Genomic DNA, 26650 nt, shown 5'->3' with positions numbered 1-26650 from the left:
TCGGAGGCGCGGGGGACCCGTGGCCTCGGCGCATGCTCCGCGCGGCCGCTCGGGCCGGACCGCACCCCGCCTGCCTCAGCCGAAGGCGAGCAGGGCCACCCCCCACAGCCCCAGAGCGGCGAGCACCAGGACCGCGCCGTAGGCGGTGAGCGTCACGACTCTCGAGCGACGGCCCCTCCTCCTGAGCGAGGGGAGATCCTCCCTCCCGTCGCCTACGGGCACCGGACGCGCGGCGGGCGGCGGGCCGAGCCTCGACATGATCTCGTCGACATCAGCGCGGAACGGCTGCTGCGCCTCGACGGCCCGGGGCGCGTAGGGGACCGGAAGCCCCGGCGTCACACCCGGCTCCGCGGCGATCACCTGCTCCCAGGGCTTCCTCTCGGGCACTGGGCCGATGCGACGCTCCGCATCGAGCGGCAGACCGACCGGTTCGCCCTGCACGCGCCCCGTGCCGCGCCCGAGGGGACCCGAGGAGCCCTCGGGCTCGGGCACGGGATCGCCGGGTCGCGGACCCGAGAAGACCGTTCGCTCCGACCGCCGCTGCACGACGCGCGCGGGGGCATCCGCACCCCCCGCGACGACGGTCTCGTCGCCGACGACGACCGTCTCGTCCCGCGGCGCCCGCAGCGTCTCCTCCCCGTCCGCCGCACGTGTCGCCTCCGGCCCTCCGGGAACCCCGACCGTGGCGTCGTCGGCCTTCCCCGACGATTCGAGTCCGCTCATCGCCGTCTCGGTCTCGTCTGCTCGATCGTCGTATCGGAGCCGTCGTCGACCGCTGAGGGGCCATCGCTCGACCCCGGTTCGACACCGCCGGACACCACATCGATCACGATCAGGGTGACGTTGTCCCGTCCGCCTGCGTCGAGCGCGCGACGCATCAGCTCGTCTGCGACCGCGTCGGTGCGGCCCCCGATGCTGAGCACCGCGCGCAACTGCCCGTCGTCCACCTCGGTGGTCAGACCGTCGGAGCAGAGCAGCAGCCGCGTGCCGGTCTCGATGGGGAGCAGCCACGCGTCGTGCCTGCTGTCGTCGCTGCCGAGCGCCCGCGTGATCACGTTCCGCGGCGTCGCGACCGCACCGCCCAGGCCCCCGTCCAGCCGCTCTTCTCGGAGGGAGTGGTCCTTCGTGAGCTGCACGAACTCACTGCCGCGGAGCAGGTAGACCCGGGAATCGCCGATGTTGACCACGTACCAGGCTGGAACGCCCTCGTGCTCGATCCGGATCACGCCGGTCAGCGTGCAGCCCGCCCCACGCTCGGTGCCCCTCGCGATCTCGGCAACACGCTGCCGCGCCTGTTCGAGCGCCGCGTCGATGCGCGCGAGCGTCGCCGTGGCCGGCGCGGTGAACTCCTCGCTGAAGGCCCCGGTCGCCGCCCGACTGGCGAGATCGCCGGCCTCGTAGCCCCCCACCCCGTCGGATACCAGGAAGCAGGGATCGGCGGCGAGCATCCAATCCTCGTTCCGCGACCGCCTGCGGCCGGGATCGGTCCGCACCGCGACCTCGAGAAGGGGCTGCGTCGGACGGAGACGCGTCACGCGACCCCGCTCTCGGGCAGGAGCCTGACCTCGAGAGTGCCGAACATCATGCGCTCCGTCGCGGGAACCGGCCGATGCGGCGCCAGCTCCTCCTGCCTCCCGTCGGAATGCAGGAGCGCGAGACCGTTGGTCGAACCGAGATCCTCGACCGTCCACCGCTCGCCGTCGAGTCTCAGGCGGGCATGAGACTTCGAGAGATTGCGCGCGGGATCCGGGATCTCGAGCGCCGCGCTCCCCTCCAACGGCGCCGGGCGCCTGCCGACGACGACGTCGCTGCCCGCGAGCGGGTGGGAGGAACCGTCGGGCAGCACCAGCGCCCAACGGGCGCGCCCCCGCCGCGGAGCGACGATCGTCCGGTCGAGGTCCTCGGGGTCATCGCTCTCCGCGCGGCCCGCGGCACCGGTGCGAGCCGGCCCCGGCGAGGCCCCGAACACCCCGGTGATGCCGGTCGATCGCCGATGGGCTCGCGCCGGGCTGGGCGGCGGAGTGCGCTCCTCCGGCGGCTCCGCATCGGCGGACGGCGGCGCCCACGGAGACGGACCCGTCGGCGCCTCCCGGGACGGCGGCGCCGACGTCGCGCCGGAGGCCGGCGGTGCCGGCACGGGCTCAGACGCCGCCTGAGCCGGGGGCAGTGGCTCGACGGGCAGAGTCGGCAGCGGTTCGTTGCGATCGTAGGAGGGGAAGCCCTCGTCCGATGCCCGCGGAGGCGACTGCCACTGCGGCTGCGGAGCGGGCGGCACCGGTGGCGCAGGAGGAAGCCGGGAGCCGGGATCCTGCGGCGCGGCCTGTGAGGGCGCGCCGAAGGGCACGGCCGAAGGATGGATCGGCGGAGCCGGGGGAGGCGGCACCTGCACCGGGGCCTCTTCGGCGGCGGCGCCGGCGGTCCAGGAGAACGGCTCCGCAGGAGCCCGATCGCCGAGCGGTGCCGCAGGGGGCGCGGTGAACGGCTCCGCCGCGAGGCGGGCGTACTCGGCATCGGTGCCGTGGCCGAACTGGCTCGGAGCGGGGTGCTGCGCAGGCGGCGCGAACCGCTGCTCGGGCGCCTGCGGGAACGGGGGCGCGGGGGGAGCCGTCGTGGCCACCCCCGGGCCGTAGCCGCCGGGCAGCGCGCCGCCCGGCCCCGGCCGTCCGAGGACGCGCCCGCCGATGCGATTCGCGAGCAGCGTCGCCCACAGGGGATAGAGGAACACCGCGAGCACGGTGAAGCCTCCGCCCACGCCCGCCTCGGCATTGATGCGGTGCACGGCGATGAACAGGAACACCGTGCTCGCCAGCGTGAGCGCACCCAGAACCAGGCCGATCAGGAGCTCGATCCCGAGTGCGCCGAGATTCACGGAATCGCCGCTCGTGGCGCGGAGCGCGGAAGACACGATCGCGAACAGGAACTGCGCGAAGAACGGCACCGCGATCCAGCCGGGGAATCCGCCCCGCTCGAGCACGCGCCAGTGGTTCCAGAACGGGATCCAGCCCTCCCCGGCACGCAGCCCGAGCCGCGGGAACAGTCGACCCAGCGCCCACAGCATCCAGATGACCAGGGCGAGCGCGAGGATCAGCGGAATGGCGGCCATAGCGATCAGCAGCCCGTAGTACATGCTCATTTCCTCCGTGCCCATATCTTCAAACATCTTCCATCCTCGCGTTCCCGGACGGCTGCTGTCCGCGCCCGCTCCCGTTCGGCGGCGCTGCCGCCGATTCTTCCGTACGGGGACGGTTCCGGCCAAGCGAAACACCGTAGGATCGCAGCGAGTAGGCGGCGCGCAGCCGTTCCCATCGAGTCGCCGCCGCGCGACGCTCCGCACGGTCGGCGTCCGCGGCCGCCCACAGCCACTCGGCGTCGGCGCCGCTCGCCCCGGCCGGCGAGAACACCGCGCGATCGACCTGCGCGGCCGACCAGCGAGCGGGTCTCGTGCCGAGCGCCTCCGCGACCCCGCCCCGCCCGACACCGTCCGGGATCCTCACCCCCGCGTCATCGGCCCGATCCACCATCTCCTGCCAGGCCCCGAGCGCTCGCAGCTCGGGATCGGGAGCCGTGCGGCGCCGTCGCTCCCTGCGGCGCTTCGCGAGCGGGAGGAACAGCAGCGGTGCGGCGATCAGCGCGGCGGCGGCCAGGGACAGGGCGACCGCCCGCAGCGTCGGCCACACCCAATCGGCTCCCCCGTCGTTCCGCGCCCGCTCGGCATCGTCGTCGCGCTCACCCGTGCCGACCGGGGGATCCACCTCGCGCGCATCGCGTTCCTCGGGAACCGAGCCGAACTCCGGAAGACGCGAACCCTCCTCGATCACCTGCGGGGGAGTCCGCGTCTGCGGAGAGACGTCGACCGGTCGCCAGGCTCCGTCGTCGTCGCGGACCTCGATCCAGGCGGCGAGATGCTCGCCCCGGCACTCCCCGTCGCAGGCGGGCACACCCGGCACGCCCTGCTCCTCGCCTCCGAGGCGCACGCCGAGCACCACGCGCGATTCGAAGCCGAGCGCCCGCGCGATCAATGCGGCCGCGACGGCGAACTGCTCGTCGTCGCCGATCCCCGCGACGAGCTGCGGCGGCTCTCCGTCCGCCCCGACCTTCCGCTCCTGATCGTTGAGCTCCTCGAAGAGCCGCTCGATACGCGCCAGGGAGTGCCCACCGGGGCTCTGCTTCACCGAGCTGATCCCGGCGCGCTCGGCCCACACCTCCGAGTCCCCGTCCTCGCCGAGCGTGTGACTGAGGTACCCGCGCACGCGCAGCCGCTCCACGAGCTCCGCGAGGCCGTCCCCGGTGGCCGGCTGATCCTGCGCCTCCAGCCACTCCTGCAGCTGGGGCATGGCCTCCAGGTCGAGGGCCGTCTCCCCGCTCTCGAGGGTTCCGGGCACCGCGCCGTCGGCCGCGGCGCTCATGACCGCGCGATAGCCGTCGCCCACCCGGAGCCCCGCGGTCCGCTCGCCTCCCGGCACCGCGATCGCCGCCGCCGTCGCCCGGTTGACGTAGAACGCGTCGGAGAGTTCGTCGCTCCGCGGTCCGGTGAAGCTCGGGGCGCCGCCGAGCGGAGCGCTCGGCACCCAGATCCCGGCGAATCCGGCGCCGATGTCGACCGTGACCTCCGTGGGGGACTCCACCGGTGCGCCGCTGGGGAAGCGCGCGAAACGGCCCGCCTCGTCGGCGCTCACATGGAAGTCGACGCCGTCGTAGGCGTCGAGCACGGCGATGCGCAGCCGCGGAGGAGTCGCGCCCTCGGCGTCCACGGTGAACAGGGGCACGTCGATCGCGTCGTCGCGCTTGAAGGCGCGATAGGACGCGAGCGGACTGGTCTGCTGCCGCACGATCAGTTCGGGATCGATCCGGTCACGCGGCACCTCTCGCGCCCCCTGGTCGAGTGCGGGGGCGAAGGCCAGCGCGCCGACGAGCGCCAGCACGAGCGTCGCGGCGCCGAGCACCGGCCGCACCACGCCGCGCCGGCGCCCGCCCGCCGTGTCCGTCCGGCCGAGACGGAGCGCCGCTCGCCTCTCCGCGCCCGCCGAATAGCCCACCCAGACCGCGCCCAGCAGCATCGCGCCGATCCAGAGACCGACCTCCCGCGGCGCGACGAGGGTGAGCGGGCCGAACGCCACCGGGGGGCTCACCGCGGACGCGCCGAAGAGCGTGCCGAACGCCACCGGCACCAGCATCGGCACCGCGGCGAACGGGGAGAACCGGCCCGACCGCAGAGCGATCCGCACCGCGAAGAACGCGCTCAGCAGGAACACGAGATAGGCCGGCACCATCATCGTCTGATAGGTGCCGACGGGGAGCGCGAGGGTGAGCAGCTGCTTCCAGCCGAGCACGACGGCTGCAGCGGCGTCGGGCACTCCCCGCAACGGCCCGAACGGCAGCGCGGAGAACGCGCCCGGCATCGCGACCGGCACCGCGGTCAGCACGAAGAGCGCGGCGATCCCCGCGATCCCGAGCGGGATCGGCCAGCCGCGCCGATCCGCGATCACGGCCGCGGATCCTCCGAGCAGCAGCGCCGCGATCGCCGGAACGAGCAGCCACCAGTCCCGGTAGATCGGCCACGCGGCGACCACTCCGAGGCCGAGCGCGACCGTCGCAGCCGAGCCGGCGGCGATCGCGCGCCCGATCACCGGATCCTCCTCGTCATCAGGCGCGGCAGATCCCCCAGCTCGCCGACCGTCGCGAGCGTCACCGGGCTCGTCCAGGCGATCCGCGGCTCCGCGAGCACCTCGCAGCGGATGCCGAGCACGTGCACGTCGGAGGGGAACGCGAGTGCCGCGCGGCGCAGGCGCACGGCTTCCGGAAGCGAGCCGGTGACGAGGGCGACGATCGAGAGCGCGCGCCCGGAATCCGCGAGATTGCGCGCGAGCGCATCGATCGGCAGTCCCTCCACGGCGGGATCGAGCTCCGCCCAGGCGTCGAGGAGTTCGTGCGGGCTCCGGGAGGGCAGCTCCTCGAGCCCGTCGATGCTCGGCCGCACCCGCCCCGGCGCCCACGCGGAGGCCACGAAGCGCTCCCGCCCCTCGCGCGCGGCCTGCACCGAGATCGAGGCGGCGACGCTGACCCCGAGCTCGAACTCCTCGTCGCTGCCGTATTCCTCCCGGCGCGCATCGAACAGCACCGCGACCCGCGCGGTCTGGGACTCCTCGAACTGCCGGACCATCAGCGAGCCCGTCTTCGCCGTCGACCTCCAGTGGATGTGGCGCACCGCATCGCCCGGGACGTAGTCGCGCACGGCGTGGAAGGAGAGATCCGAATCGGTGAGCCGCCTGCTGGACTGACCCTCGAGATCCCGCACCAGGCCCGCCGAGCCCGGCGGCAGCATCGCCGTGCGGGGGTGGACGTGGAGCAGATGACGATCCGGCCAGGTCAGATCCCGCCGCAGCAGCCCGAGCGGATCTCGACGGGCCACGGTCAGCGGACCGACCGCCACCACGCCCCGCTGCAGGGCGGGCACGCCGACGGCGAGCTCGACCGTCTGCCGGGGCCCCAGGAGCGGCACGGTCACCTCGCGAAGGGCGTCGCCGACGGGCAGCTCGGCCACGGACGGCAGTTGCGGACGGGCGGAGGTGTTCTCGACGATCACGCCGACCTCCACGTTTCCGCCGACCACCGCGTTCGCCCGGCTGAGCTCGAGTCCGGCGCGATAGCTGCGCGCGCCCGCGAGAAACGGGAGACCGAGGAGCAGCAGCAGCGCCCCCAGTACCGCGACGAACCAGCCCTCGATCCAGCCGGAGGCGATCCCGGCGGTCAGCCCCGCCAGCGCGACCGCGGCGACGAACCGGCCGAGCGGCGTGACCGCCTGCGTCGTCGCGCGCCGGGCCCGGCGGAGCCTGCGCAGCGTCCGTCGCCACCACCGGCGCAGGAGCTGACGGCCCCGCGCGAGCGCAGGCATCGCCCTGGTGGTTTCACGACCGGTGCGTCCGGTGCGCCCCGTCCGCGACGTGAACTCCGTGCGCGAGGTGCGGTCGGGCCGCGATCCGGTGCGCCACTGGGTGCGATCGCGCTTTCGCTGCGCGTTCACGCCGTGCCGTTCTCCTCGGGCTCGGGCACCTCGAGCAGGATCTGCGCGAGCACCTGCTCCGCGGTGACCCCGTCGAACTCCGCTTCCGGGTCGAGCACCAGCCGGTGCGCGAGCACCGCGGTGGCGAGCCCGCGGATGTCGTCGGGGACGACGTAGGCGCGCCCCTGGACGAGCGCCCAAGCGGCCGACATCCGCTGCAGCGCGAGTGCCCCCCGCACGCTCGCTCCGAGGCGCACCTCTCGAACCGCACGGGTGGCCTCGACCAGGCGGGTGATGTAGTCCGCGATGAGCGGGCTGACGAACACCTGAGCGGCGAACTCCTGCAACTGCAGCAGCGTCCCGGTGGTCAGCACCGGTCGCACCTCCGCCGTCGCGGACTGCCGCAGGATCCGCTGCATCGCGGCGCCGTCGGGGTAGCCGATGGAGGTCTTGATCATGAACCGGTCGAGCTGAGCCTCGGGCAGGCGGTAGGTGCCGGCCTGCTCGACCGGGTTCTGCGTCGCGATCACCAGGAACGGCGTGCCGACCGGGTGGCTCTTCCCGTCCACCGTGACCTGCCGCTCCTCCATCACCTCGAGCAGCGCGGACTGCGTCTTCGGGCTGGCGCGGTTGATCTCGTCCGCCAGCACGACGTTCGCGAAGACGGGTCCCGCGTGGAACTCGAAGACGCCCTGCCGCTGATCGTAGACCGTCACGCCGGTCACGTCGCCCGGGAGCAGGTCGGGAGTGAACTGGATGCGCGACGAGACGCCCTGCATCACCTGCGCGAGGGTGCGTGCGAGCGCGGTCTTGCCCGTGCCGGGCACGTCTTCGAGCAGCACATGGCCCGCAGCGATCTGCGTGGCGAGCACGACTTCGATCACGCGCCGTTTGCCGTGGATCACCTGCTCCATGGCGTCTGCGGTGGTGCGGATCGATGCTCCCGCCCAATTCGCGCGCTCCTCTGAGAGCGGTCCCGCCTGCGCGGAGTGCTGCTGGGTCGTCATGTGGGGTTGCTTTCTGTCTCGGGCTGCGGAGCGGTCGGAGGCGCGTGGGTCGTGCCGCGCTACTCGCCGCCGTCCGGGTCGTCGGGGTCGGGATCCGGATCGGGCGGGTCGCACGGAGCCACCGGCGCGGTCAAGGCGTTGAGGCCGGCGAAGGCCCCGGTCCACGACACGGTGAGGGCGGTGCCGTCGTAGCTCGGGTTCGCCGCGCCACGCGCCGCGGAAGACACCAGCGCCCTGAGGTCCGCCGCGGTCGAATCCGTTGCGAGGCAGTCCGGGAGCTCGACCTCGACGACGGTCGGCGCATTCCCGCTGAGCGAGAGCGGGTCCGAGCAGTTCTCTCCCGCGCACTGGCGCACGCTCGCCGTCGTCGCCCGACCCGGGTCGAGGTCTCCGAAGTCGTCCCGAGCGCCGCCGTTCACCGTATAGCGGAGATCGTGGTCGGCCGTCACCTCGGGAGCGCTCTCCAGCCCGTAGACGGCCAGGTCGGAGGTGACGCTCGGATTCACGGCGATCGTCCAGTTCGTCGCCACCGGGGTGGCGGGCTTGCCCCCGACGAGGTAGTCCCTGACCGTTCTGGAATCGACGCCGCCCCACTGATTCTCGACGCACACGGTGACGGTCACCCGGCGATGCGCAGTCGCACGGATCGTGAAGGCGTCGCTGCTCTGGCTCGGGGTGCAGCTCTCCCCGAGCGCCGCGCCGTAGCGCATTCCGCCCGCGCCGTTCGCATCCGCGTCGACCGTGACGGCGATGTCGCGCGATCCGCGATCCGAGCTCAACCAGGGGTCCCGGATCGTGGCCCGACCGCTGACGTCGACCGAGCCCTCGACCGCGCTGCCGCTGCTTCCCCCTCGCCCCTTCGGCGGTGCGAACCTGCTGACGGGGACGATCCGATACCCGACGGCGCCGACCGCCAGATCGGAGATCCGCTGGCTCCCCCTCGTGCCGGCGATCGTCGCGGTCTTCCCCGCCGCCTCGATCTCGTAGCGCTCGACGGTGCTGTCGCTTCCCGAGACGGAGAACTGCAGCGTGCCGCTGGAGGCCGACTCGGCCGACTCCTGCTTCACCGTCACCTCTCCCGCGCTCAGGCCGGGCGCCGCATAGGCCCAGGCCTCGGCGGAATTCGCGCTCGGATCCGAATCGCCCACCGCGTTCGTGGCGACCGCGGTGAAGGCATGGGCCTCCCCCGCCGTCAGCCCCGAGACCTCGCAACGGTACACGCTGCCGCTGGCGCTGCAGCCGCCGGCTTCGCGACCGTCTCGCAGCACGGTGACGCCGGAGACCTTCGGATGGGCGCCCGACGCCTGCCCGAGCGTCACGTCGAGCGTCACCGAGTCCTCGTCGTAGCCGCTCAGCACGATGCTCTGCGGCGCCCGGGGCACGCCGCGCGCGTCGAACTCGATCTTGCCGGTCCCCGTGCGCTTCTGCGCGTCCTGCACGGTGAAGCTCGCGGTGCAGGTGCCGCCCGGTCCCCGCTGATCCGCCCACGTCACCTCGAGCGTGTCGCCGGCCGCTCCCAGGGTCCCGAAGCGACAGCCTCCGCCGTCGACCGAGACGACCTCCAGCCCGCCCCCCGATCTGCCGGCGAAGGGATCGTGCTCGCCGGGGATTCCCACGAGCGGCGCCGAGCACGCGGAGCCGACATCGCACTTGAGCGACACGGTGCCGCCCCGCGGCGTGTCCCTCGGGGCCTCGCCGACGCGCAGGGTCAGCGTGGCGGTGCTGCTGCCCGCGCCCCCGACGGCAACGGGAAGCGCCGCCTGCGTTCCGGGAGTCGCGCCGGCGGGAACCGTCACCGACACCCGGGTGCCGCTGCCCGTCACCTCGAAGATCGAGCCGCCGTCGACCGGCTGCCACCTCAGGCGGCTCGGATCGCCCTCGCGTCCCCCCTGCCATTCGACCATGTCGCTCAGGTCGACGGTCTGAGTCGCGCCTGGAGCGATCGTGCGGGTGAGGGGGTTCAGCCGCACCTGCGGCGAATCGGGCACGATCTCCACGGGGATCGGCAGCGCGGTGAAGACCGTCTGCTCGGCGAGCTTCACGCGAACGGTGCACGTGTCCTGCCACGGCTGGCTCCGACCCGCCGTGTAGCGGATTGCGGCGGTGCCGGTCTTCACGCAGCTCGCCTGCCCGCGCTGCACCGCGTAGGCCCCGTCCGCGAGCTCGATGCGGTCCCCCGGACCGAGGTCGAGCATCTTCGCGACATCGCTCTCGACCTCCTCGCCCTCGTCGACCTCGAGCGGGGGCGCGCTCGGCTGGAGGGTGAGGCGCAGTTCGTCGAGCGGGGGCACGATCACGAAGCCGTAGGTCTCGACCGTCTCTCCGCTCGCATCGGGTCCGGCGAGCTTGAAGGGCACCAGGTCCCCCTCGGCGGCGTACTGTCCCGAGATCCTCGCGCCGCTCGCCCGGTAGCGCTGCGCGGCGTCGCCGTGGAGCGAGAGCCTCAGCCCGGCCACGTCACCCGCCGACCACTGCACGCGACCGGTGACGACGTCGACGCCGCCCTGCTGGAGCTCGGATCGATCCCGCACCGACAGCACCGTGTCCTGCACCATCGGGGCCTGCCTGGCCGGCCGCTCGCTGACCTCGACCACGATCAGTCCATCGGCCGTGCTCTTGGTCCTGTCCGACCGCACCGTGTAGCGGTAGGTCGCGGCGCCGTTCCCGCCTCCGCCGCGCACCCCGACGATGCCCTGATCCTTCCGGCTCAGATCGATTCTTCCCGCGAGCTCGCGGTACTCGGGGGAGCCCTCGCCGCCCGGGACGTAGGGCACGACCTCGACGATCTCGAGCGCGCCTCCCGACGGATCGAGGTCGTTGTCGAGCGGGCGCACGGGCACCTGGTCCGCGCCTCCCTTCAGCAGCCGGGCGTAGTCGCTGTAGACCACCGGAGCGCCGCCCGCGGGATCGGGGTCGGTCACGATGATCCGGAGGCGGCCTCGGCCCTCCCCTCCGAAGCCGTCGCGAACCGTGTAGTGGGTGAACACCGTGCCCGGACCCGAGTTCGACGGGGCGGAGACCTGCACGGAGCCGGTGCGGGGCAGGATCGACGTCACCGGCGCAGGTTCCCCCGAGGCCTTCGCCTCGACCGCTTCGACATCGACCAGCCGCACCCGATCGCCGTCGGGATCGACTCGGGAGAGGGGCACCTGCACGGACATCTGCTCCCCCGGCGCCACCCGGACGGTCAGACCCGGCGGCCGGGGATCGCGATTCGAGCCGCTGGGGATCACCGTGACGCTGATCCGGCCGGTGTCGACCTCCTCCGGCGTCGAGGCGCCGTAGGCGGAATAGCTGAGCGTGTAGTCGCCGGGCTCCGTCGGCGCGAGGTAGCGCACCTGCGCGCCCGACGCGAAGACGAGTTCGTCCTCCGCGCCGGAGCCGGTGACGTCCGGGGCGAGCACGAGCCGCTCGCCCGCGGGCGCCACATCGTTCTCGAGCACCGGGATGTCGACCACCTGGCCGGCGCGCACCCTCGCCGTATCGGGAACCGCGATGGCGCCCGAAGCGACGTCGGGGACCTGGAACACCGTGATGCGCCCCGTGGTGCTCTCGTCGCCCTCGGAGACGACCAGGTCCACCGCTCCGACCTTGCCCGGCCGCCCGTCCGCGGTGATCCCGGAAAGACGGATCCGGGCGTGCTCGATCACATCCGCGCGGAGCTCCCCGTCGCTCACCATCGCCGAGGCCACCACGAGCGAACGATCGCCCGCGCCGGGAATGGCGTCGAGCACCTCGATGGTGGTGTCGCCGAGCGGTCTGACGAAGGCCCTCAGCGGAGGCAGCGCGAGCCGTTCGCCGTCTTCCGTCGCGGTCACGCGGATCCGGCCCCTGATCTCCGCTTCGGTCTCGGCGTCCCGCACCGTCACGGTGATGGCGGACACGCCCGGCCGCGCGGCGGTCAGTCTCAGTGTCCCGGAGCTCTGGTTGGCGTCTACCTCGGCGGTTCCCGCCTCGACCTCCGCACCGACCAGCACGAATGCGCCCGAGCCTCCGGTCGCTCTCGTCAGCGGTTTCAGCACCGTCGGTTCGGCCGTCGTCACCGTCGCCGCGAGAGGAGCGAACTCGGCCTGCGCGCCGGAGCGCACGCGCACGCGCAGCGTCTTCTCCGTCGACTCGCCCCGCGCGTCGGCCACCGTGACGGCGACCGCGATATCCTCGTCACTCGCGTTCTGGTCGGCGTGCCGGATCGCGAGCCGACCATCCGCGGAGACGGTCACCCGAGCGGCGGCGTCCTCGTTCTCGATGACGGCGCCCGCGAGCATCATCGGATCCCCCTCGGGGTCCACCCAGCCCTCGAGCGCAGGAAGCACCAGCGTGCCGCCGGGTTCGAGCTCGGGCGACGGCCACTCGAGCCGGCAGTTCTCCACCGCGATGTCGCACCACTGCGGGGCCGTGCTGATCCGCTCCGGCTTCACCGTCAACGCGACCGTCGCCGGTGTCGACTCCTCGTCTCCGTCCGTGATCCGGTAGCGGAGACTCGTGCTGCCCGAGGCTGCGGGATCCGGCTGCAGCATGAGTCCCTGCCCGTCGGGCAGCACCTCGACCGTGCCGAAGTCCTCGGGGAGTCCCTCGACGCTCTCGGGAACGATGGTGAGGACGTCGTCCCGGTTCGGGTCGTGGTCGTTCAGCAGCACGGGGAGCAGGGTGGGCTCGCCGGCCCGGACGCCGAAGGCGTCGTCCTCCGCGACCGGCGGCTCCTGATCCTTGACCTCCCGCTCCTCGGTGTCCTGGGAGGTGGTGTCGTCCTCGTCCATCGCCCACTGGCTGAGGGGGATGGGCTTCCCGTCCGGCAGCCGCCACAGCAGGCCGGTGATCTCCTCGGCCAGCAGAGCGGCGCCCCCGCTCGCTCGGATCACCGGGGAGAGCTCCTCGGAGCGCTTCGCCGCGGCCTCGCGTTCGGCCTCCCCGAGCTCGAGCGGAATCGTCTCGCCCGTCGAGGAGCGCCAGAGCGCGCCGTCGTCGGCGCCGATCCAGGCCGCCAGCATCTCGCCGCCGAACGCTCGGGGCTGCGCCGGGGCGCCGCTCGCTTCGGCCTCCCGCGTCGCCTCGTCTCCGATCGCCCACAGTCCGCCGCCGTCCGCGATCAGCACACGCTCACCGCGCTCGACGCTGGACGCCTGCAGTCTGGCGTCGCCCGCCAGCTGCACGGTCGTCGCCTCGTCGCGCCCCTCCCGCCACAGTCTGCCTCCGGCCGCGTCGAGCAGCGCCCACTCTCCTCCGACGATGCTGAGCTGCGGCTCCTCGACGCCGGCGAGCAGTTCGGGCTGCGGCAACTCGACCGGGCCGCCCCGGAACTCCCCGGCCTCGCTGTCGTACCAGCGGATCGCGGCCTCTTCCTCCGAGAACAGCGCGACGAGTCCGGTGGAGTCGATCGCGACCGCATCCGCCCGGTACTCCGGAGCCTCCTCCGACTGCCCGTCGGGAGCGGCTGCGCCCTCGTCCGCCGCGCGTTCCTCGGCGTAGGGGTCGATGAGGCCGGGCTCGCCGATCTCCGCGGCCTCCGCCGCGGCATCGCGCGCTGAGGCGCCCCGCGCCGTCGTGGTGCGGGCGAGGTGCACCTGTCCCTCGTCGGTGCGGAACACCACCGCCTCCCCGGCCGCGATCACCTCCTCGGTTCCGCTGGGGGTCCGCATCGCCGCCGCACCCGCGCCGGAGCCTTCCCGGACGAGGAGCTCCGCATCATCGGCCCCGCCCGGGTCCGATGCCGGCGAGTCGTCGACGATGTCGGTCGGCAGCGTCGGGTCGATGGGCCAGGCCTTGCCCTTCCCCTGCGTGAGCACGAGGTCGAGGTCCCCGGCCCGAACCACTCCGCTCGGGGCTTCGACGCTCTGCACCGTGTCGATCTCAGCGGTCTCGGTGTTCACGCGCGCATATTTGTCGAGCGCGGATGCCGTCACCCAGACGGAGGGGTCCTCCCGAGGAGTCTCCTGCGAGTCGAAGCCGTCGGCCACGACCGCGAGCGTCGTCACGAGAGCGGCGGAGACCCCGACGGCGGTCCAGCCGACCCACCGCGGACGCCGAGCGGAGGGCCGCCGCCGCGGCCCCCGAGCGGCCCACGCACGCTGCGCGCTCATCCGAACCCTCCGAAGACGAGAATCCCCAGGAGGACGACGCCGATGGCGCCGAGCGCGACGGCGGCGCCGATCAATCCGGCCCGCAGCGGCGAGGCGGGTCGCTCCTCCAGCAAGCCGTCGCGGTCCTCGACCCGCTGCGCGGCCCGCCGCTCGGCCCTGGTGCTGGCGCGGACGCTGCTGACCGCGAAACCGCTGGGCTCCCGGCGCCGCACCGCCGGCGCGACCCAGCCCGGGTCGACGAGGTCGAGCGGTGTCGCATCGAGGCCGAACCCGCGCTGCACCCGCTGCAGCGCCTCGCCGAACTCGCGCATCGTCGCGAACCGCTGCTGCGGATCGCGCTGCATGGCACGCGCCAGAACGGCGTCGACGGGGGCGTAGCCCCGGGCTCCCGGCACCGGCGTGTACACGGCGCGTTCGATGCGGTTGCGCATCTTCGCGCGCGTGTTCTGCGCGCGGTCCGCGGATTCGAAGGGCGAACGGCCCGCCGCGAACGTGTAGAGGGTCGCGCCGAGCGACCACACCTCGCTCGCGATCGTGCCGCTCGCCGCGCCGGACACGACCTCGGGCGCGGCCCAGGGCACGGACATGGCCCGCGCCTTGTCCTCCGAGGAGGCCCGTCCGTGCAGGGACGAGATGCCGAAGTCCGCGAGCGCCGGCCGGCCGGTGGTGGTGATGAGCACGTTCGAGGGTTTGATGTCCCGGTGCAGCACTCCGGCGCGGTGGGCCGTCTCGAGGGCTCCGGCCAGCCTGACGCCCGCGTCGAGCACCACCGGCAGCGGGGCCGCGCGCCCTCGCGTCCGCGCGCGCATCGAGTCCGGGCAGTACTCCATCGCCAGGTACGGACGCCCGTCGGTCGCGACTCCGGCGGAGTAGACCGACACGATGGACGGATGGCTGGACAGCCTGGCCATCGCATCGGCCTCGGCCTCGAAGTCGCTGCGGTCGCGGGGGCCGCCGAGCGGGGACTCCAGCACTTTGACGGCGACGACGCGACGCGGCATGTCCTGCTCGTACTGGTACACATGCGCGAAGCCGCCGGATCCGAGCGGCCTGACGTAATCGAAGCCGGTGATCCTCGGAGGCTTCGGAGGAATCGCCTCAGTCACGGCACTGAACGGTGCCGTGAACAGGACTGAGAGGCGTCACCCTTTTATCATAGTCGCCTGCGGAAGCTCCTGAATGATCGGCGTGCTCGCGCGCTCGTGGGGATCTGCGCCAGGTATTCGGGGCCGGCACCGGTGAACACGTGAATGTGGGTGGTGGGGTGTGTACTGGTGTCATGACCGAACAACATGACCCCGCCTCCTCCGCGGCGGCGGCCGTGGATCCCGGCGCCTGGGCGGCGGGCGAGGATCCCGCGGCCCAGGCGCCGGGTGCGCTACCCTCACCTCCGCACGAGGAGATCCTGGTGTGGCTGGAGCGGGTCGAGATGCAGCAGCGCGGGCTCGACGCGACCCGGCTGGCGTTGATGGCCGCCGCACTCGATCAGGTCGCCGACCCCTCCGGTTCCGATGCCGACACCACTACCGGTGCTGCCGGCCGTGTGGACGGGCGCGGGCGGGAGTTGGCGTACCGGTCGTTGCGAGCCGAGCTCGCGGTCGCGTTCCAACTGAGCGAGCATCAGACCGAATCCCAGCTGGATCTCGCCTATCAGCTCACCCACCGCTACCCGAGCGTGTTCCGCGCTTTGGAGGGTGGTGAGATCGCTCGACGGCATGCGAGCGTGATCGTGGATGCCAGCACGGTCATCGGAGTCGATGAGGCCCCGGAAACACTGCGACGGCGTGCCGGGTATGCCGGAGAGGTGTTGGGATATGCGGTGGCGGAGACCCCGAACCGCTTGCGACCGATCGCGCGGCGCCTCGCCGAGCAGTGGGCGCAGCGACCGCTCGAAGAACGTTACCGCGATGCGCGCGCTCAGCGTCGGGTGTACGTGGTCGACCGTGAGGACGGAATGGCCGATCTGATCGCGCATCTGCCCGCGATCGAGGCGTACGCGATCAGGGACCGCCTTACCCGGATCGCCATACACGCCCGGCACGGCACCCGCCGCGTCCCCGAACGACATCAGCAGGCACCCGGCGCAGCAGACGGCGACGGAGAGGATGCAGCAGGCAGCGGCGGCGCAGGCGGCACCGGAGGCTGCGATGCCGGAAGCCACGGCTTCGGAGACGGCGGCGCGGATCGAGGCGAGTCGCGCACCCGGGACCAGTTGCGGACGGATGTGTTCGCCGACCTGCTGCTCGCCGCGGACGAGCACACGCTCCTCGCCGGCAGCACCGCAGAAGCCGTGCACGCGCGGGTGCAGGTGCTCGTGCCCGCGGCGGCGCTCCCCCGGCTCACCCGCGCAGAAACCAGCAGCGACCCAAACGCTATCGTGTGCGAGCTGTCGGGCTACGGGCCGATCAGCATGCGCACAGACCAGGCAGGGAACACCACGGACGGGAGCACTGCGTCGGACGGGATCATGGCCGAGGCAGGAACCTGGGAAGTGGTGACCACCCACCCGGACACTGCCGAGGTGCTCTCCGTGGACCGGTATCGGCCCAGCGAACAGATCCGACGTCGCCTCGGGATCCGGGATCGGCGATGCCGTTTCCCCGGCTGCCGGGTGCCGGTGCAGCGCTGCGATCTCGACCACACCGTCGACGCCGCGCACGGAGGCCCCACCTCGACCTTCAATCTGGCCCACCTCTGCCGCGGACACCACACCCTCAAACACCACAGCGACTGGGCGGTCACCCAGGAAACCGGTGGCGTGCTCCGCTGGCGCAGCCCCACCGGTCGCGAGTACCTCGACCGCCCACCCGGCGCCCCGCCACCCACAGCCCGGGCACCAGGCGCCGTCAGATTCACCCGCTCCCCTGCTCAGGCCCCCCCAGAATGAGCCCTTCTGAGACACTCGGGACCGAACTCCCCGTGCCCGAATCCGGGCGATCTGGCGGGAGGCCGGGGAGCACGTGCCGCAAACCTCGTATCCGCGGCACGAAGCCGCTTTCTACCCGAGGGTTCTGCAGCCGAGGGTTCTGAAGCCAAGGGTTTTGCACCAGCGGATCATGTCACGGGACGAGGATCCTGTGGCGGAGCGCCGCACGGCTACGCGGGCGTATCCTGCCCGGGCGCCTCGAAGTACGCGGCCGAGATGACCGCGTCGAAATAGGAGAGCATGGCGTGCTCGATGTCTCCGAGGGGTGAACTCAACACCACGAGCAGCAGCTGTTTCGTGCCCGGCACCGGGCACCAGTATTTCGCGTCAATGCGACGGGACGTGAATACCTCGCCCCCCTCAGCCTGGTTGCCCTCCACCACTGCGTGCGTGCGGAGTACGTCGCCGTGCCGATTCTCCTTACGAGTCGCGACCGCGAATTGTTCCGGGTCCATGGTCTCGAGCGCCTTCTCCAGCGTTCCCAAGACGGCACTCGCCGCAGTTCCAACCGTCGGGCTCATTCGAAGGCGGTCATCCTCATAGGTTACGAGGCTCGTCGACAACGGCGTACCGGGTGCGAGTTCACTCTGAATCATCATCGCCTGAGCGCCGCCCTCCCTTGCGAGGGTCGCGGCCTCGAGCAACTGCGCTTGCATTTTACGGCGCTCGGCGACGTGCTCGTCTGCTCTGCCGAACACCTCGGCGGCCACCCGCTTCGCAGAGCTCTCGACGCGCGCGGGAGACTCCAGATCGAGCGACCACCACGTTCCCGGCAGGCGGAAGGCGAGCCTGGGAACCATCTGACGCGTCCTCACTGGGATGCCCGCCGCAACGATTCCAGGTCGGGCGCCCCCAGAGACAACATGCCGGTGGAATCCAAGAATTGTGTGTCAGCAGCAGTGGGCGGGAGCCCTTCCGCCGCGGTCGCGATATCGAGGATCGCATCTGCATCGTCTGCCGAATGCGCTCTGAAGAGCAGTTTGTCGGTCGACTCCTTCGGAGCGTGTTCCAGCGCGGCGGTCAGCACGCGCGCAAGTGTCGCGCTGGTCACCGGATCGGGCCCGAAGATCGCGACCTCGACCGCATAGACATCGGCGAATCCGGAGGTGTAGACACTCGCCACCAGCGTCTCCGCGACTCGCGGATCTGACGACGCGATTCGAGAGAAGAGTTCCTCCTGCGACACTGCGGGCTCCTGGCTCTGACCGGGTTGGGGTGTGGAAACCGGTGGAGAGAAACAGGCACCGAGCAGAACCGCGAAGGAAGCGGCGAGCAGTCCGGCGATCATCGCTGAGACCTTGCGCGGAACGATCATCGTTCCGACCAGCCGTAGTAGTGGGTCTCACTCGTTCCCGAGAGATACTCGCTCATCTCGCTCACTGTGGCTGCCGGGACCTTGTCGAGGTTCTGACTCAGTGTCTGGTGATAGTAATCCGCATCATGGATGCCCTTCAGCCCTCTCGCAGCGCCGGGTGACTCACCCTGAATCGTGGTCCAGCCTGCGTCGTTCCGAACGTAGCCGTCCAGCCCAGCAGTGACCAACGTGTCGAGTCGCGGCACGGGATCCCCATGGTGCTGCATTGACACTACATGAGTACTTGAGGGGATCGGCAGGTGATCGATCGGGGCGCCCGACACCACGACGGCCGACCAGTTGCAGTCAGAATTGTAGGCTGCGAGGGTGCCCGCCATGATCCCGCCCTGACTGAAGCCGATCAGCATCACCGGATCGTTCTTTCCGACGCCTGCCTGCCGCATGGCCTCGAGCACGGCACGCTCGTACTGCGAGCGCAGACTCGGCGTCAGCATGAGCGCCAGATTGCTGTCGAGGTCATGGGTTCCGCCCTGATCCCCGGTGAAGCGGGAGAGCCATTCCTGGGTGCTCGGCAGCGTCACCTGCCAGCGCGCAACACCATCCGCGCCCACGACCCTCGTGATCCGGACGACCGTTTCATCGACGCTCTCCCCGTTCTTGCCGAGCGAATCGACCTGTCGAGTGTTCCCCAGCACATCGGCGAGGCTTGTGGGGGCATCCGTGTCCATCTCGTCGGCTCTCAACGGACGTTCGCCCACCTTCGGGGTGGGCTTCAGCGCATCCGAAAGCAGGCTCGAGAGCAGAAGCACCGCGAGCAGGGTCACCGCAAGAGCCGCGAGGGCCACGCCGATGGCGCCGAGCAAACTGCCCAGCACCAACGCCAGCACCGCGCGGGCGGCGATCAGGATGAGCGCGGCCGCGAGCAGCGCCGTCACGGTGGCGACGAGTCGTTGCAGCTCTTCGTAGTTCTCGACGAGGAAGTCGACGACCCACTCCGCCGCGTCGGCGAGCCACTCGCCGACGTCCTCGACGAAACTCCTCAGATGATCGAGAACCCCGTCGTTCGTGTCCGCGATCGCGCGCTCGATGCTGCGGATCGCCTCCTGCGCCGCGGTTTCCACGTCCCGGCGGGCGGCCTCGATCTCCGCGGTGGCCGCAGCCGCGCCCTCGTTCATCCGCCGCACGGCGGCGCTCGCCTCATGCAGTTGCCGTTCGGCAGAGGCGATCGCGCTCGCGGGAGCATCCGCCTCCTCCAAGCGCTCCACGCGCCCGCGCTGCTGCGCTACGACGGACGTCATCTCCGCGCTACCGGACTGCAGTCTGGCCCGGTCCGCATCGGCACGATCCGCACGCTCCTGCGCCGCCTTCAGCTTCACCGCATACGTCTTCAGCGCATACGCGGTGCCCGCATAGCGCTCGTGCGCCTCGTCGAGGGCGCCCGCAGTGTCGCGGCTCTTGGCGCTGACCCCGTCGAGGGACTTGGCAGCACCGCCGTAGACGAGCGCGCGCAGCTCTTCGGCGGCCTGGTCGATCAGGGCTGCGGAGGCCGCATAGGCGGCCGCGCGATCGACGAGCGCCGACGGATTCCCCGGAAGCACGCTCATCGGACGCCCGCCCCTTCCGCGTCTGCGACGCGCTCGAGCGCACGCGCCTGCTCGCGGTCGAGCTCCTCGAAGGTCTGCACGAGGGAAGCGAGGAACTCCGCGATGAACTCGAGTGCCTCCTCGAGCCCGTTGCGCGTGATGTCCCACTTCTGCCCGAAGTCCCGCACCTTCGCCGCGAGCCCCTCGTGCCCCGTATGCCCGGCCGCCTCGTCTGACACCCGCTCCGCACGCGCCAGATAACCGGCAACGCGCTGCGCCGCCGCAGCGCTGCGCCGCAGGCTGTCGAAGTCGAGATCCAGATCGGACACGATCAGCTCCTTCCCTTCCCGGCGATGCAGCGCGAACGGACGTTCAACTGCCGAGTGAGCCGGCGAGCTGCTCGTCGGTCTGCGACAGGGCCTCCGCAGCCTTGTCGAGGAAGGCGGCCATGCCCTCGATCCCCTGCACCGTGCGGGTGGCCCCCGTCGTGAACTGCTCGTACGAGGTGTTGAAGACCCCCGATGCGCGGGTGGTGGTGAAGCCGTCCTGCACCAGCTGCTGCACCAGCGTCCGCAGTTCGCCCAGCTTGGTTTCCAGGTCCGTCTGGCCCGTCCGCAGTCGAGTCGCACTCGACTGCATCTGCTCGTAGGTCACATTCAGATTCGCCATCTTGTGCTCTCCTCCGGTGAATCGGTGCGGCGGCCGCACCGTCGCAGTTCTCGGACATCGCGACGTGGAATACGCCGACGAGTCACGACAGTAGCCCCCGGGGGACCGGCAGACGGAGTTATCCACAGGAACGCTCCGCAGCGCGTCCGGAACCGCTGCGCCCCGGTCCCTGTGAGCGCGCACGGCGCACCGCGCCGCGAGGCGTCTCAGCGCGCCCGGAACTCCGGCAGCAACGGAACCTGCACACGCGTCGCCCTGCCGGACGCCACGTACATGGCGCGACCGGGAGGGAACTCGCGCCGCTGCAGCCTCGGGAACGGGGTATTGAACACGATCTCGCCGTCGTGCGCGTCCGGGGCGAGGATGATCCCGCGGCGGCTCGCCTTCAGCGCGCCGATCAGGCCGAAGCCGGTCTGCCAGTCGCTCGTGTCGCCCTCGGACACGAGCAGGCACGCGCCCGCCCTCGCACGTCTCGCCAGGCCCCCGAGCGTCATCTCGGCCATCGACGTGGCGTAGTCCGCGGCGTTCTCGACGAACACCGCCGTCCCCTCGAGGCCCGTGTCCGAGCCGAGCAGCTCGTCGATGAGCGCCATCGCCGACGCGCCGTCGCTCGCGCTGCGATCCCAGGGAAGCACCGCGGACAGCGCGGATCTCGCGGCACCGAGCAGCACGAAGCGCTCCGCGGCCCCGGCGCGCCGCAACGATGCGGCCAACACGGCCATCGTGTTCGAGCGCCCCGCCCCCGGCCCTCCGGCGACGACGAAGAGACCCGTCGGATCGAAGCCGAACGGGCCGAGATCTTCCTCGGACAGTCCCAGAACCGGGCGCCCAGCCACCGTCTCGGGCAGCTCGCCGAGCCCGCAGACGTCCGGCAGCGCGCGGATCTCGGGCGCCGGTTCCCGGTCCTGCCGCTCGAGATCCCGGGCCAGCCCCTTCACCGCGGCCGCCTGCTCGCTCACCAGCCGCGCGCCGCCGATCACGGCCACCTGGGCCTCCAGGCCGTCGATGATCGCTCGTCCCGGCGCGGATCCCGCGCCGATCACGTCCCTCGGCGCACCGAGCACGGCGTAGCCGTCGGTATCCGTCATGCGCAGCACCACGCGCTGCTGGATGAGCGCCTGCAGAGAGCTCGGCACGCTCTGGCTCCGATCGGCCGAGAGCACCGCGTGGATGCCCACGGCTCGGCCGTCGCTGAGGATCTGCTGGAACGTCTCGTAGCTCTCCGCGCGTCCGATGACGCCCTCGTACTCGTCGCGGAAGCTCGGGAACCCGTCGATGAGCAGCAGAATGCGGCGCTCCCCCGGCTGGGCGGCCAGTTCCCGGTACTGCACGATCGTGCCTGCGCCGACCCGGGCATACGCGTCGGCCCGGCGCCGGATCTCGGCGCGGAGCATCGTGAACAGGCGCTTCACGCGGTCGCTCTGATCGGCGGTGATCACCGCGCCGACCTGGGGCAGCTCCCCGAGCATGCGCAGGCCGTTCGCGCCGAAGTCGAGCGCGTAGACGTCGACCGGACCGCCGCGAGGCGTGAGGCCCGCCGCGATCGCGACGGTCCGCAGCACCGTGCTCTTTCCGCTCCCGCCGGTGCCGAACACCGCCAGATGTCCGCGCCCGTCGGGCTCGAAGCACACCGTCGACCGGGTCTGACGCTGGGGCACGTCCTGCACGCCGAACGCCAGCCGCTCGTCGCTCCGCTGCGCGAGCCCCGTCAGGTCGTAGACCTCCGCCAGTTCGTCGAGCCACGGACGCCGCGGCTGCGGCAGCCCGCAGCGCCGCGCGGCCGAGGCGATCGTGCGCACCAGGCGCTGCTGATCGTTCGGGCCCGGTTCTCGCTCGTCGCCGCGCTCACCGCCCTCGCCGCCCGGCCCCGACCCGCGTTCCGGCTTCTCCCACATCTCGGCCGGACCGAGGTGGAAGCTCCCGAGATCGAGTTCCGGCCCCCTCGGCTCGGCAGAGCTCCATCCGCCCGCATGGGCGACCTGGAACACGGAGAGCTTCCCGGGCCCGGTCTTCGCCGCAGCACGGCCGGGCAGGGCCGGATCGAAGCGCCCCGCCAGCTTGTCGCCGATCACATCATCGCTGTCGACCTCGTCGGCCATGCGCAGTGCGACCCGCAGACTGGTGTTCGCGCGCAGACCGTCCGTGATGACGCCGGCCGGGCGCTGCGTGGCCATGATGAGATGGATGCCCAGCGAGCGTCCCCGCTGCGCCACGTCGACCACGCCGTCGACGAACTCGGGCACCTCGCCCACCAGTGCGGCGAACTCGTCGATCACGATGACCAGGGCGGGAGGCGTCTCGGGATCTCCGCGCTGCTCGAGTTCGACGAGGTCCTTGGCCTTCTTCTGCGCGAAGAGCCTCTCGCGGTAGTGCAGCTCAGCGCGGAGGCTGACGAGCGCGCGCCGCACCAGGTGCGGGCTGAGGTCGGTCACCAGGCCGACGCAGTGGGGGAGCCGGACGCAGTCGGCGAACGCCGCCCCGCCCTTGTAGTCGACGAACAGGAACGTCACCCGCTGCGGGCTGTATTCGACGGCCATGCCCAGCACCCAGGCCTGGAGGAACTCGCTCTTGCCCGAGCCGGTCGTGCCGCCGACCAGCGCGTGCGGCCCCTGGGCTCGCAGATCGAGATGCACGGTGCCGCTCGCCGACCGGCCCACGATCGCTCGGAGCCTCGGGACGATCCCCCTCGGCGGCGAGACCCCGTCCGCGAGCAGTGAACCGTTCTGCTGCCAGCGATCCACCACGGACGAGGCCGCCTCCGCCATCTCCTCGCCGATCAACGACAGCATCGAGACGGACCGCGGAACCTCGCTCGGGTTCGCACGCACCGCGCCGGCGTCCGCGAACGCGGCGAGCCTCCTCGCGAAGAGGTGGCTCTCCTCGTTCGTCAGGCCCTCGACGCGCAGGTGACCCGTGGACATGCCGAGCCGCACGTACCCGACGCTCGCGCCGCGCTGCGGGTCGAGCTCGACGAACGTGCGGCAGGCCGCGGGCACCCGGGAGCGATCCGCGGCCACCCAGATCGGGTGGACCCCGCGCCCGGCGGCCTTCTCGAGGAGTCGGATGAGCCTGGCGCGATCCACCGGCGCGTCGTCGGCGATGAGCACGAGGATGCTCGGCAGCGGCTCGCCGGCGGCGGTCGGGGAGCTGCGCGTCCCGACCGTTCCACCGGTCGTCATGGCGCCCTCCTGCCGACTCATGGCCCCCAGCCTCAGCGGCGCATCGCCGCCCCGAGCCGAGCGGGCGGACACGATCTCCTCGAGGCGCGCGAGCAGGTGCGCCCCGGCCGGGGCCGAGGTCGCGAAGGGCGCTCCACCGAGGAGGCGCTCGTTCTCCGAGGCGTGCGGGAGCCATTTCAGCGCGCCGAACTCGTCGCCCCACCCCGGCCCGAAGATGCCGGAGACGGCGAACTCGTGCGGCCCCCGCGTCCCGGCGATCTGCGCGACGAGCCCCCGTGCGTACCAGGCCGTCGCATCGACCGGACCGCAGACGCCGAGCGCGCCCGCGTCCGCAAGGCTCTCGACGACCGGCACCCCGTGCACCGTCTCGTACTGCGTCAGCACCCGCTCGACGGCGGCCAGATCGTCCGGTTCGGCGCGGTCGGGGTTCCCGGGCCGTTTCACCGTGTTCCTGGACGCCGAGGCACCGGCTCCGAGCCGCACGTGCAGAAACGTCCAGTGCTCCGGGCGCAGGCTCCACACCTCCCGGCGCCGGCCCATCACCGCTGCGACGATCTCCCGCAGCTCCGGAGATTCGCGCCTGCGGACCTCCGTCTCGCGCCGGCGCTCGGCGCCGAGCCGCGCCGAGAGCCGCGCGAGCTGCACCTCGAACCTCTCGCGATCCCGCCTGTTCTTCGCGCGGCGCATCGCATGGGACGCGAGCCAGGTTCCGAGCATCATCAGCGGCGACATCGCGATGACGACGATCGACAGCATCGACTGCGTGAGGAAGAGGAGCACCACCCCCGAGAGGAGCGGCATGAGCATGGGCAGCCAGGGGAACGGCTGCGGGTCCGAGGGGACGGGAGGGTCCGCGCCCTCGATCTCCTCGCCGAGGTACCGTTCCTCGACGCTCGGCGAGCGGGTGAAGAGGATCTCCGAGATCGCGGGGTCGGCCCCCGGCCGCCGCGGGAGGAATCCCGCACGTACCAGGGTGCTGCCGAGGACCGCGGACTGGCCGGCCTGCAGCTCGAGCCGCGGCACCGGCCGACCCTGCACCAGGATCCCGTTCGCCGAGTCGAGATCGCTGAGCTCGATGCGCTCGCGGCCGACGTGCACGCGCGCATGCCGTCTCGAGATGAGCGGATCGTCGAGGACGACGTCGTTGTCGTCGCCTCGCCCCACCGAGGAGGCGCCGCGCGGCAGTTCGTAGCGGCGCTCGCGGCTCGGCCCGGTGGACTCGACGAAGGCCACGGGGGTCTGGGGCGCTCGTTCGGCGGGCACCACCGAGATCTGCACGCCCGAGGCGAGGGAGACGTCCTGCAGCGTCTCCTCCGGGTCGAGCACGACGCGGCGGTTCCCCCCGGTCAGAGAGACGACCTCGATCGTCGCCCCGCCCACCGCGATCGAACCGGCGGAGAAGGCCCCCGAGGGATCCCGCTCGACGATGGCATCGGCCAGGTCCGCGATCCGCGCGGACGGATCCCCCGCGAACACGAGGTCGACGGTCGAGCCGTCCGGTCGGCACAGGGTCGCACGAGTACGCACGCGGGCTACCTCTCCATCGGTTCCGGCGCGGCACCGCCGCCGGGAAACCCGACGGTGCGACCCATTATGCCGAATGCGAAGAGGATCCGCGCGCCGACGCGATGAAGCCCCCGGCCGGGGCCGGGGGCTTCATGGCTGCGCAGCGCGTGCGTCGGAGGTGCGCGCCGGAACGTCGGTACCGGTTACAGCACGCTCACGTCGAGCGGGACGCCCGGGCCGAACGTGGTCGACACGGCGCCCTTCTGCACGTACTTGCCCTTCGCCGAACTCGGCTTGAGGCGCACGATCTCGTCGAGCACGGCGGTGATGTTGTCGCCGAGCTGCTCGGCGGTGAACGACGCCTTGCCCACGATGAAGTGCACGTTCGAGTGCTTGTCGACGCGGAACTCGATCTTGCCGCCCTTAATGTCGGCGACGGCCTTGGCCGGGTCGGGGGTGACGGTGCCGGTCTTCGGGTTCGGCATCAGGCCGCGCGGGCCGAGGACCTTGCCGAGACGCCCGACCTTGCCCATGAGCTCCGGGGTCGACACCGCGGCGTCGTAGTCGACGTAGCCGCCGGACACCTTCTCGATCAGCTCGTCGCCGCCGACCTCGTCGGCGCCGGCGGCCAGGGCCGCCTCGGCCGCGGGGCCGGTCGCGAACACGATGACCTTGGCCGTCTTGCCGGTGCCGTGGGGCAGGCTGACGGTGCCGCGGACCATCTGATCCGCCTTGCGCGGATCCACACCCAGCTTGACGGCCACCTCGACGGTGCTGTCGGTGCGGGCGGAACCCGTCTCCTTCGCGAGGGCCACGGCCTCGGCGGGAGTGTAGAACTTGCCGGCCTCGATCTTCTCGGCGGCGGCGCGGTACGCCTTCGACTTCTGTGCCATCTTCCTGCCCCCTACTCGACCGTGATGCCCATGGAGCGGGCGGTGCCCGCGATGATCTTCGCCGCCGCGTCGACGTCGTTGGCGTTCAGGTCGGCCTGCTTCTGCTCGGCGATCTGACGCACCTGCTCGGCGGTCACCTTCGCCACCTTCACGGTGTGCGGGGTGCCCGACCCCTTCTGCACGCCGGCCGCCTTCTTGAGCAGTTCGGCGGCGGGCGGGGTCTTCAGGATGAAGTCGAAGGACCGATCCTCGTAGACCGTGATCTCGACGGGGACGATGTTGCCCCGCTGGCTCTCCGTGGCCGCATTATAGGCCTTGCAGAACTCCATGATGTTGACGCCGTGCTGACCGAGCGCCGGACCCACGGGGGGTGCCGGGTTGGCGGCGCCGGCGGGGATCTGAAGCTTGATCAGTCCCGTGACCTTCTTGGCCTTTGCCATGATTCTTCCTTCCTCGAAACCGGACTCTCACCGGTCTCTCCCGCGGTCCGGGCCG

At 71.8% G+C, this 26650-nt stretch carries 17 protein-coding genes; 1 reads left to right on the top strand and 16 read right to left on the bottom strand.

The genetic code is table 11. The annotated features are described in order from the left end of the window. Positions 1-75: 75 nt before the first annotated feature. Genes J4H92_RS12390 through J4H92_RS12355 form a run of 8 tightly spaced genes read right to left on the bottom strand, consistent with a single transcriptional unit; the run spans position 76 to position 15190 of the window. Positions 76-723 carry a hypothetical protein gene (locus tag J4H92_RS12390; RefSeq protein ID WP_208098506.1) on the bottom strand — a complete coding sequence of 216 codons (648 nt, stop codon included), beginning with the start codon at positions 721-723 and terminating at the stop codon, positions 76-78. After that, the gene (locus J4H92_RS12385) at positions 720-1535 is read right to left on the bottom strand and encodes a PP2C family protein-serine/threonine phosphatase (protein WP_341783094.1); all 816 of its coding nucleotides are present in this window, start codon (positions 1533-1535) and stop codon (positions 720-722) included. Before J4H92_RS12385 ends, J4H92_RS12390 begins: the two co-directional genes overlap by 4 nt. Beyond that, positions 1532-3160, bottom strand: coding sequence for an FHA domain-containing protein (locus tag J4H92_RS12380; RefSeq protein WP_208098505.1), 1629 nt, complete (start codon positions 3158-3160; stop codon positions 1532-1534). Before J4H92_RS12380 ends, J4H92_RS12385 begins: the two co-directional genes overlap by 4 nt. Continuing rightward, positions 3153-5627, bottom strand: coding sequence for a transglutaminase domain-containing protein (locus J4H92_RS15795; RefSeq protein ID WP_208098504.1), 2475 nt, complete (start codon positions 5625-5627; stop codon positions 3153-3155). Before J4H92_RS15795 ends, J4H92_RS12380 begins: the two co-directional genes overlap by 8 nt. Continuing rightward, the gene (locus tag J4H92_RS15790) at positions 5624-7021 is read right to left on the bottom strand and encodes a DUF58 domain-containing protein (protein ID WP_341783093.1); all 1398 of its coding nucleotides are present in this window, start codon (positions 7019-7021) and stop codon (positions 5624-5626) included. The genes J4H92_RS15795 and J4H92_RS15790 overlap by 4 nt, the downstream gene beginning before the upstream one ends. Further along, positions 7018-8007: an AAA family ATPase gene (locus J4H92_RS12365; RefSeq protein ID WP_208098503.1), complete on the bottom strand. Its 990-nt coding sequence runs from the start codon at positions 8005-8007 to the stop codon at positions 7018-7020. Before J4H92_RS12365 ends, J4H92_RS15790 begins: the two co-directional genes overlap by 4 nt. A 59-nt stretch (positions 8008-8066) precedes the next feature. Beyond that, complete coding sequence (locus J4H92_RS12360; protein ID WP_208098502.1) at positions 8067-14084, bottom strand: Ig-like domain-containing protein; 6018 nt, start codon at positions 14082-14084, stop codon at positions 8067-8069. After that, positions 14081-15190: a protein kinase domain-containing protein gene (locus tag J4H92_RS12355; protein WP_208098501.1), complete on the bottom strand. Its 1110-nt coding sequence runs from the start codon at positions 15188-15190 to the stop codon at positions 14081-14083. The genes J4H92_RS12360 and J4H92_RS12355 overlap by 4 nt, the downstream gene beginning before the upstream one ends. A 173-nt stretch (positions 15191-15363) precedes the next feature. Here J4H92_RS12355 and J4H92_RS12350 point away from each other — a divergent pair, with 173 nt between their 5' ends. Then, positions 15364-16971: an HNH endonuclease signature motif containing protein gene (locus J4H92_RS12350; protein ID WP_208098500.1), complete on the top strand. Its 1608-nt coding sequence runs from the start codon at positions 15364-15366 to the stop codon at positions 16969-16971. A gap of 209 nt (positions 16972-17180) precedes the next feature. On the opposite strand, the gene J4H92_RS12345 is transcribed toward J4H92_RS12350, so the two are convergent. The 8 genes from J4H92_RS12345 to rplK form a co-directional block, all read right to left on the bottom strand. Then, positions 17181-17810, bottom strand: a complete 630-nt coding sequence (locus J4H92_RS12345; protein ID WP_208098499.1) for a hypothetical protein — start codon at positions 17808-17810, stop codon at positions 17181-17183. Between the two features lie 11 nt (positions 17811-17821). Further along, complete coding sequence (locus J4H92_RS12340; RefSeq protein WP_208098498.1) at positions 17822-18298, bottom strand: hypothetical protein; 477 nt, start codon at positions 18296-18298, stop codon at positions 17822-17824. A gap of 23 nt (positions 18299-18321) precedes the next feature. Then, positions 18322-19929 carry a hypothetical protein gene (locus J4H92_RS12335; RefSeq protein ID WP_208098497.1) on the bottom strand — a complete coding sequence of 536 codons (1608 nt, stop codon included), beginning with the start codon at positions 19927-19929 and terminating at the stop codon, positions 18322-18324. Next, positions 19926-20237 (bottom strand): hypothetical protein, encoded by a 312-nt coding sequence (locus J4H92_RS12330; protein ID WP_208098496.1) that lies wholly within the window; start codon positions 20235-20237, stop codon positions 19926-19928. Before J4H92_RS12330 ends, J4H92_RS12335 begins: the two co-directional genes overlap by 4 nt. A 43-nt stretch (positions 20238-20280) precedes the next feature. Beyond that, positions 20281-20577 carry a WXG100 family type VII secretion target gene (locus J4H92_RS12325; protein WP_208098495.1) on the bottom strand — a complete coding sequence of 99 codons (297 nt, stop codon included), beginning with the start codon at positions 20575-20577 and terminating at the stop codon, positions 20281-20283. A 206-nt stretch (positions 20578-20783) separates the two neighbouring features. Beyond that, entirely contained in the window at positions 20784-25283 is a 4500-nt protein-coding gene (locus tag J4H92_RS12320) for an FtsK/SpoIIIE domain-containing protein (RefSeq protein ID WP_208098494.1), read from the bottom strand. A gap of 182 nt (positions 25284-25465) precedes the next feature. Continuing rightward, positions 25466-26155 (bottom strand): 50S ribosomal protein L1, encoded by a 690-nt coding sequence (rplA, locus tag J4H92_RS12315; RefSeq protein WP_208098493.1) that lies wholly within the window; start codon positions 26153-26155, stop codon positions 25466-25468. Positions 26156-26166: 11 nt separating this feature from the next. Next, a complete protein-coding gene (rplK, locus tag J4H92_RS12310) occupies positions 26167-26595 on the bottom strand; it encodes a 50S ribosomal protein L11 (protein WP_208098492.1) in 429 nt (142 codons plus the stop codon). Positions 26596-26650 lie beyond the last annotated feature (55 nt).

The sequence above is a fragment of the Leucobacter weissii genome, from assembly GCF_017565745.1.
GTDB lineage: Bacteria > Actinomycetota > Actinomycetes > Actinomycetales > Microbacteriaceae > Leucobacter > Leucobacter weissii.
This window is presented reverse-complemented; position numbering and strand designations above follow the sequence as displayed.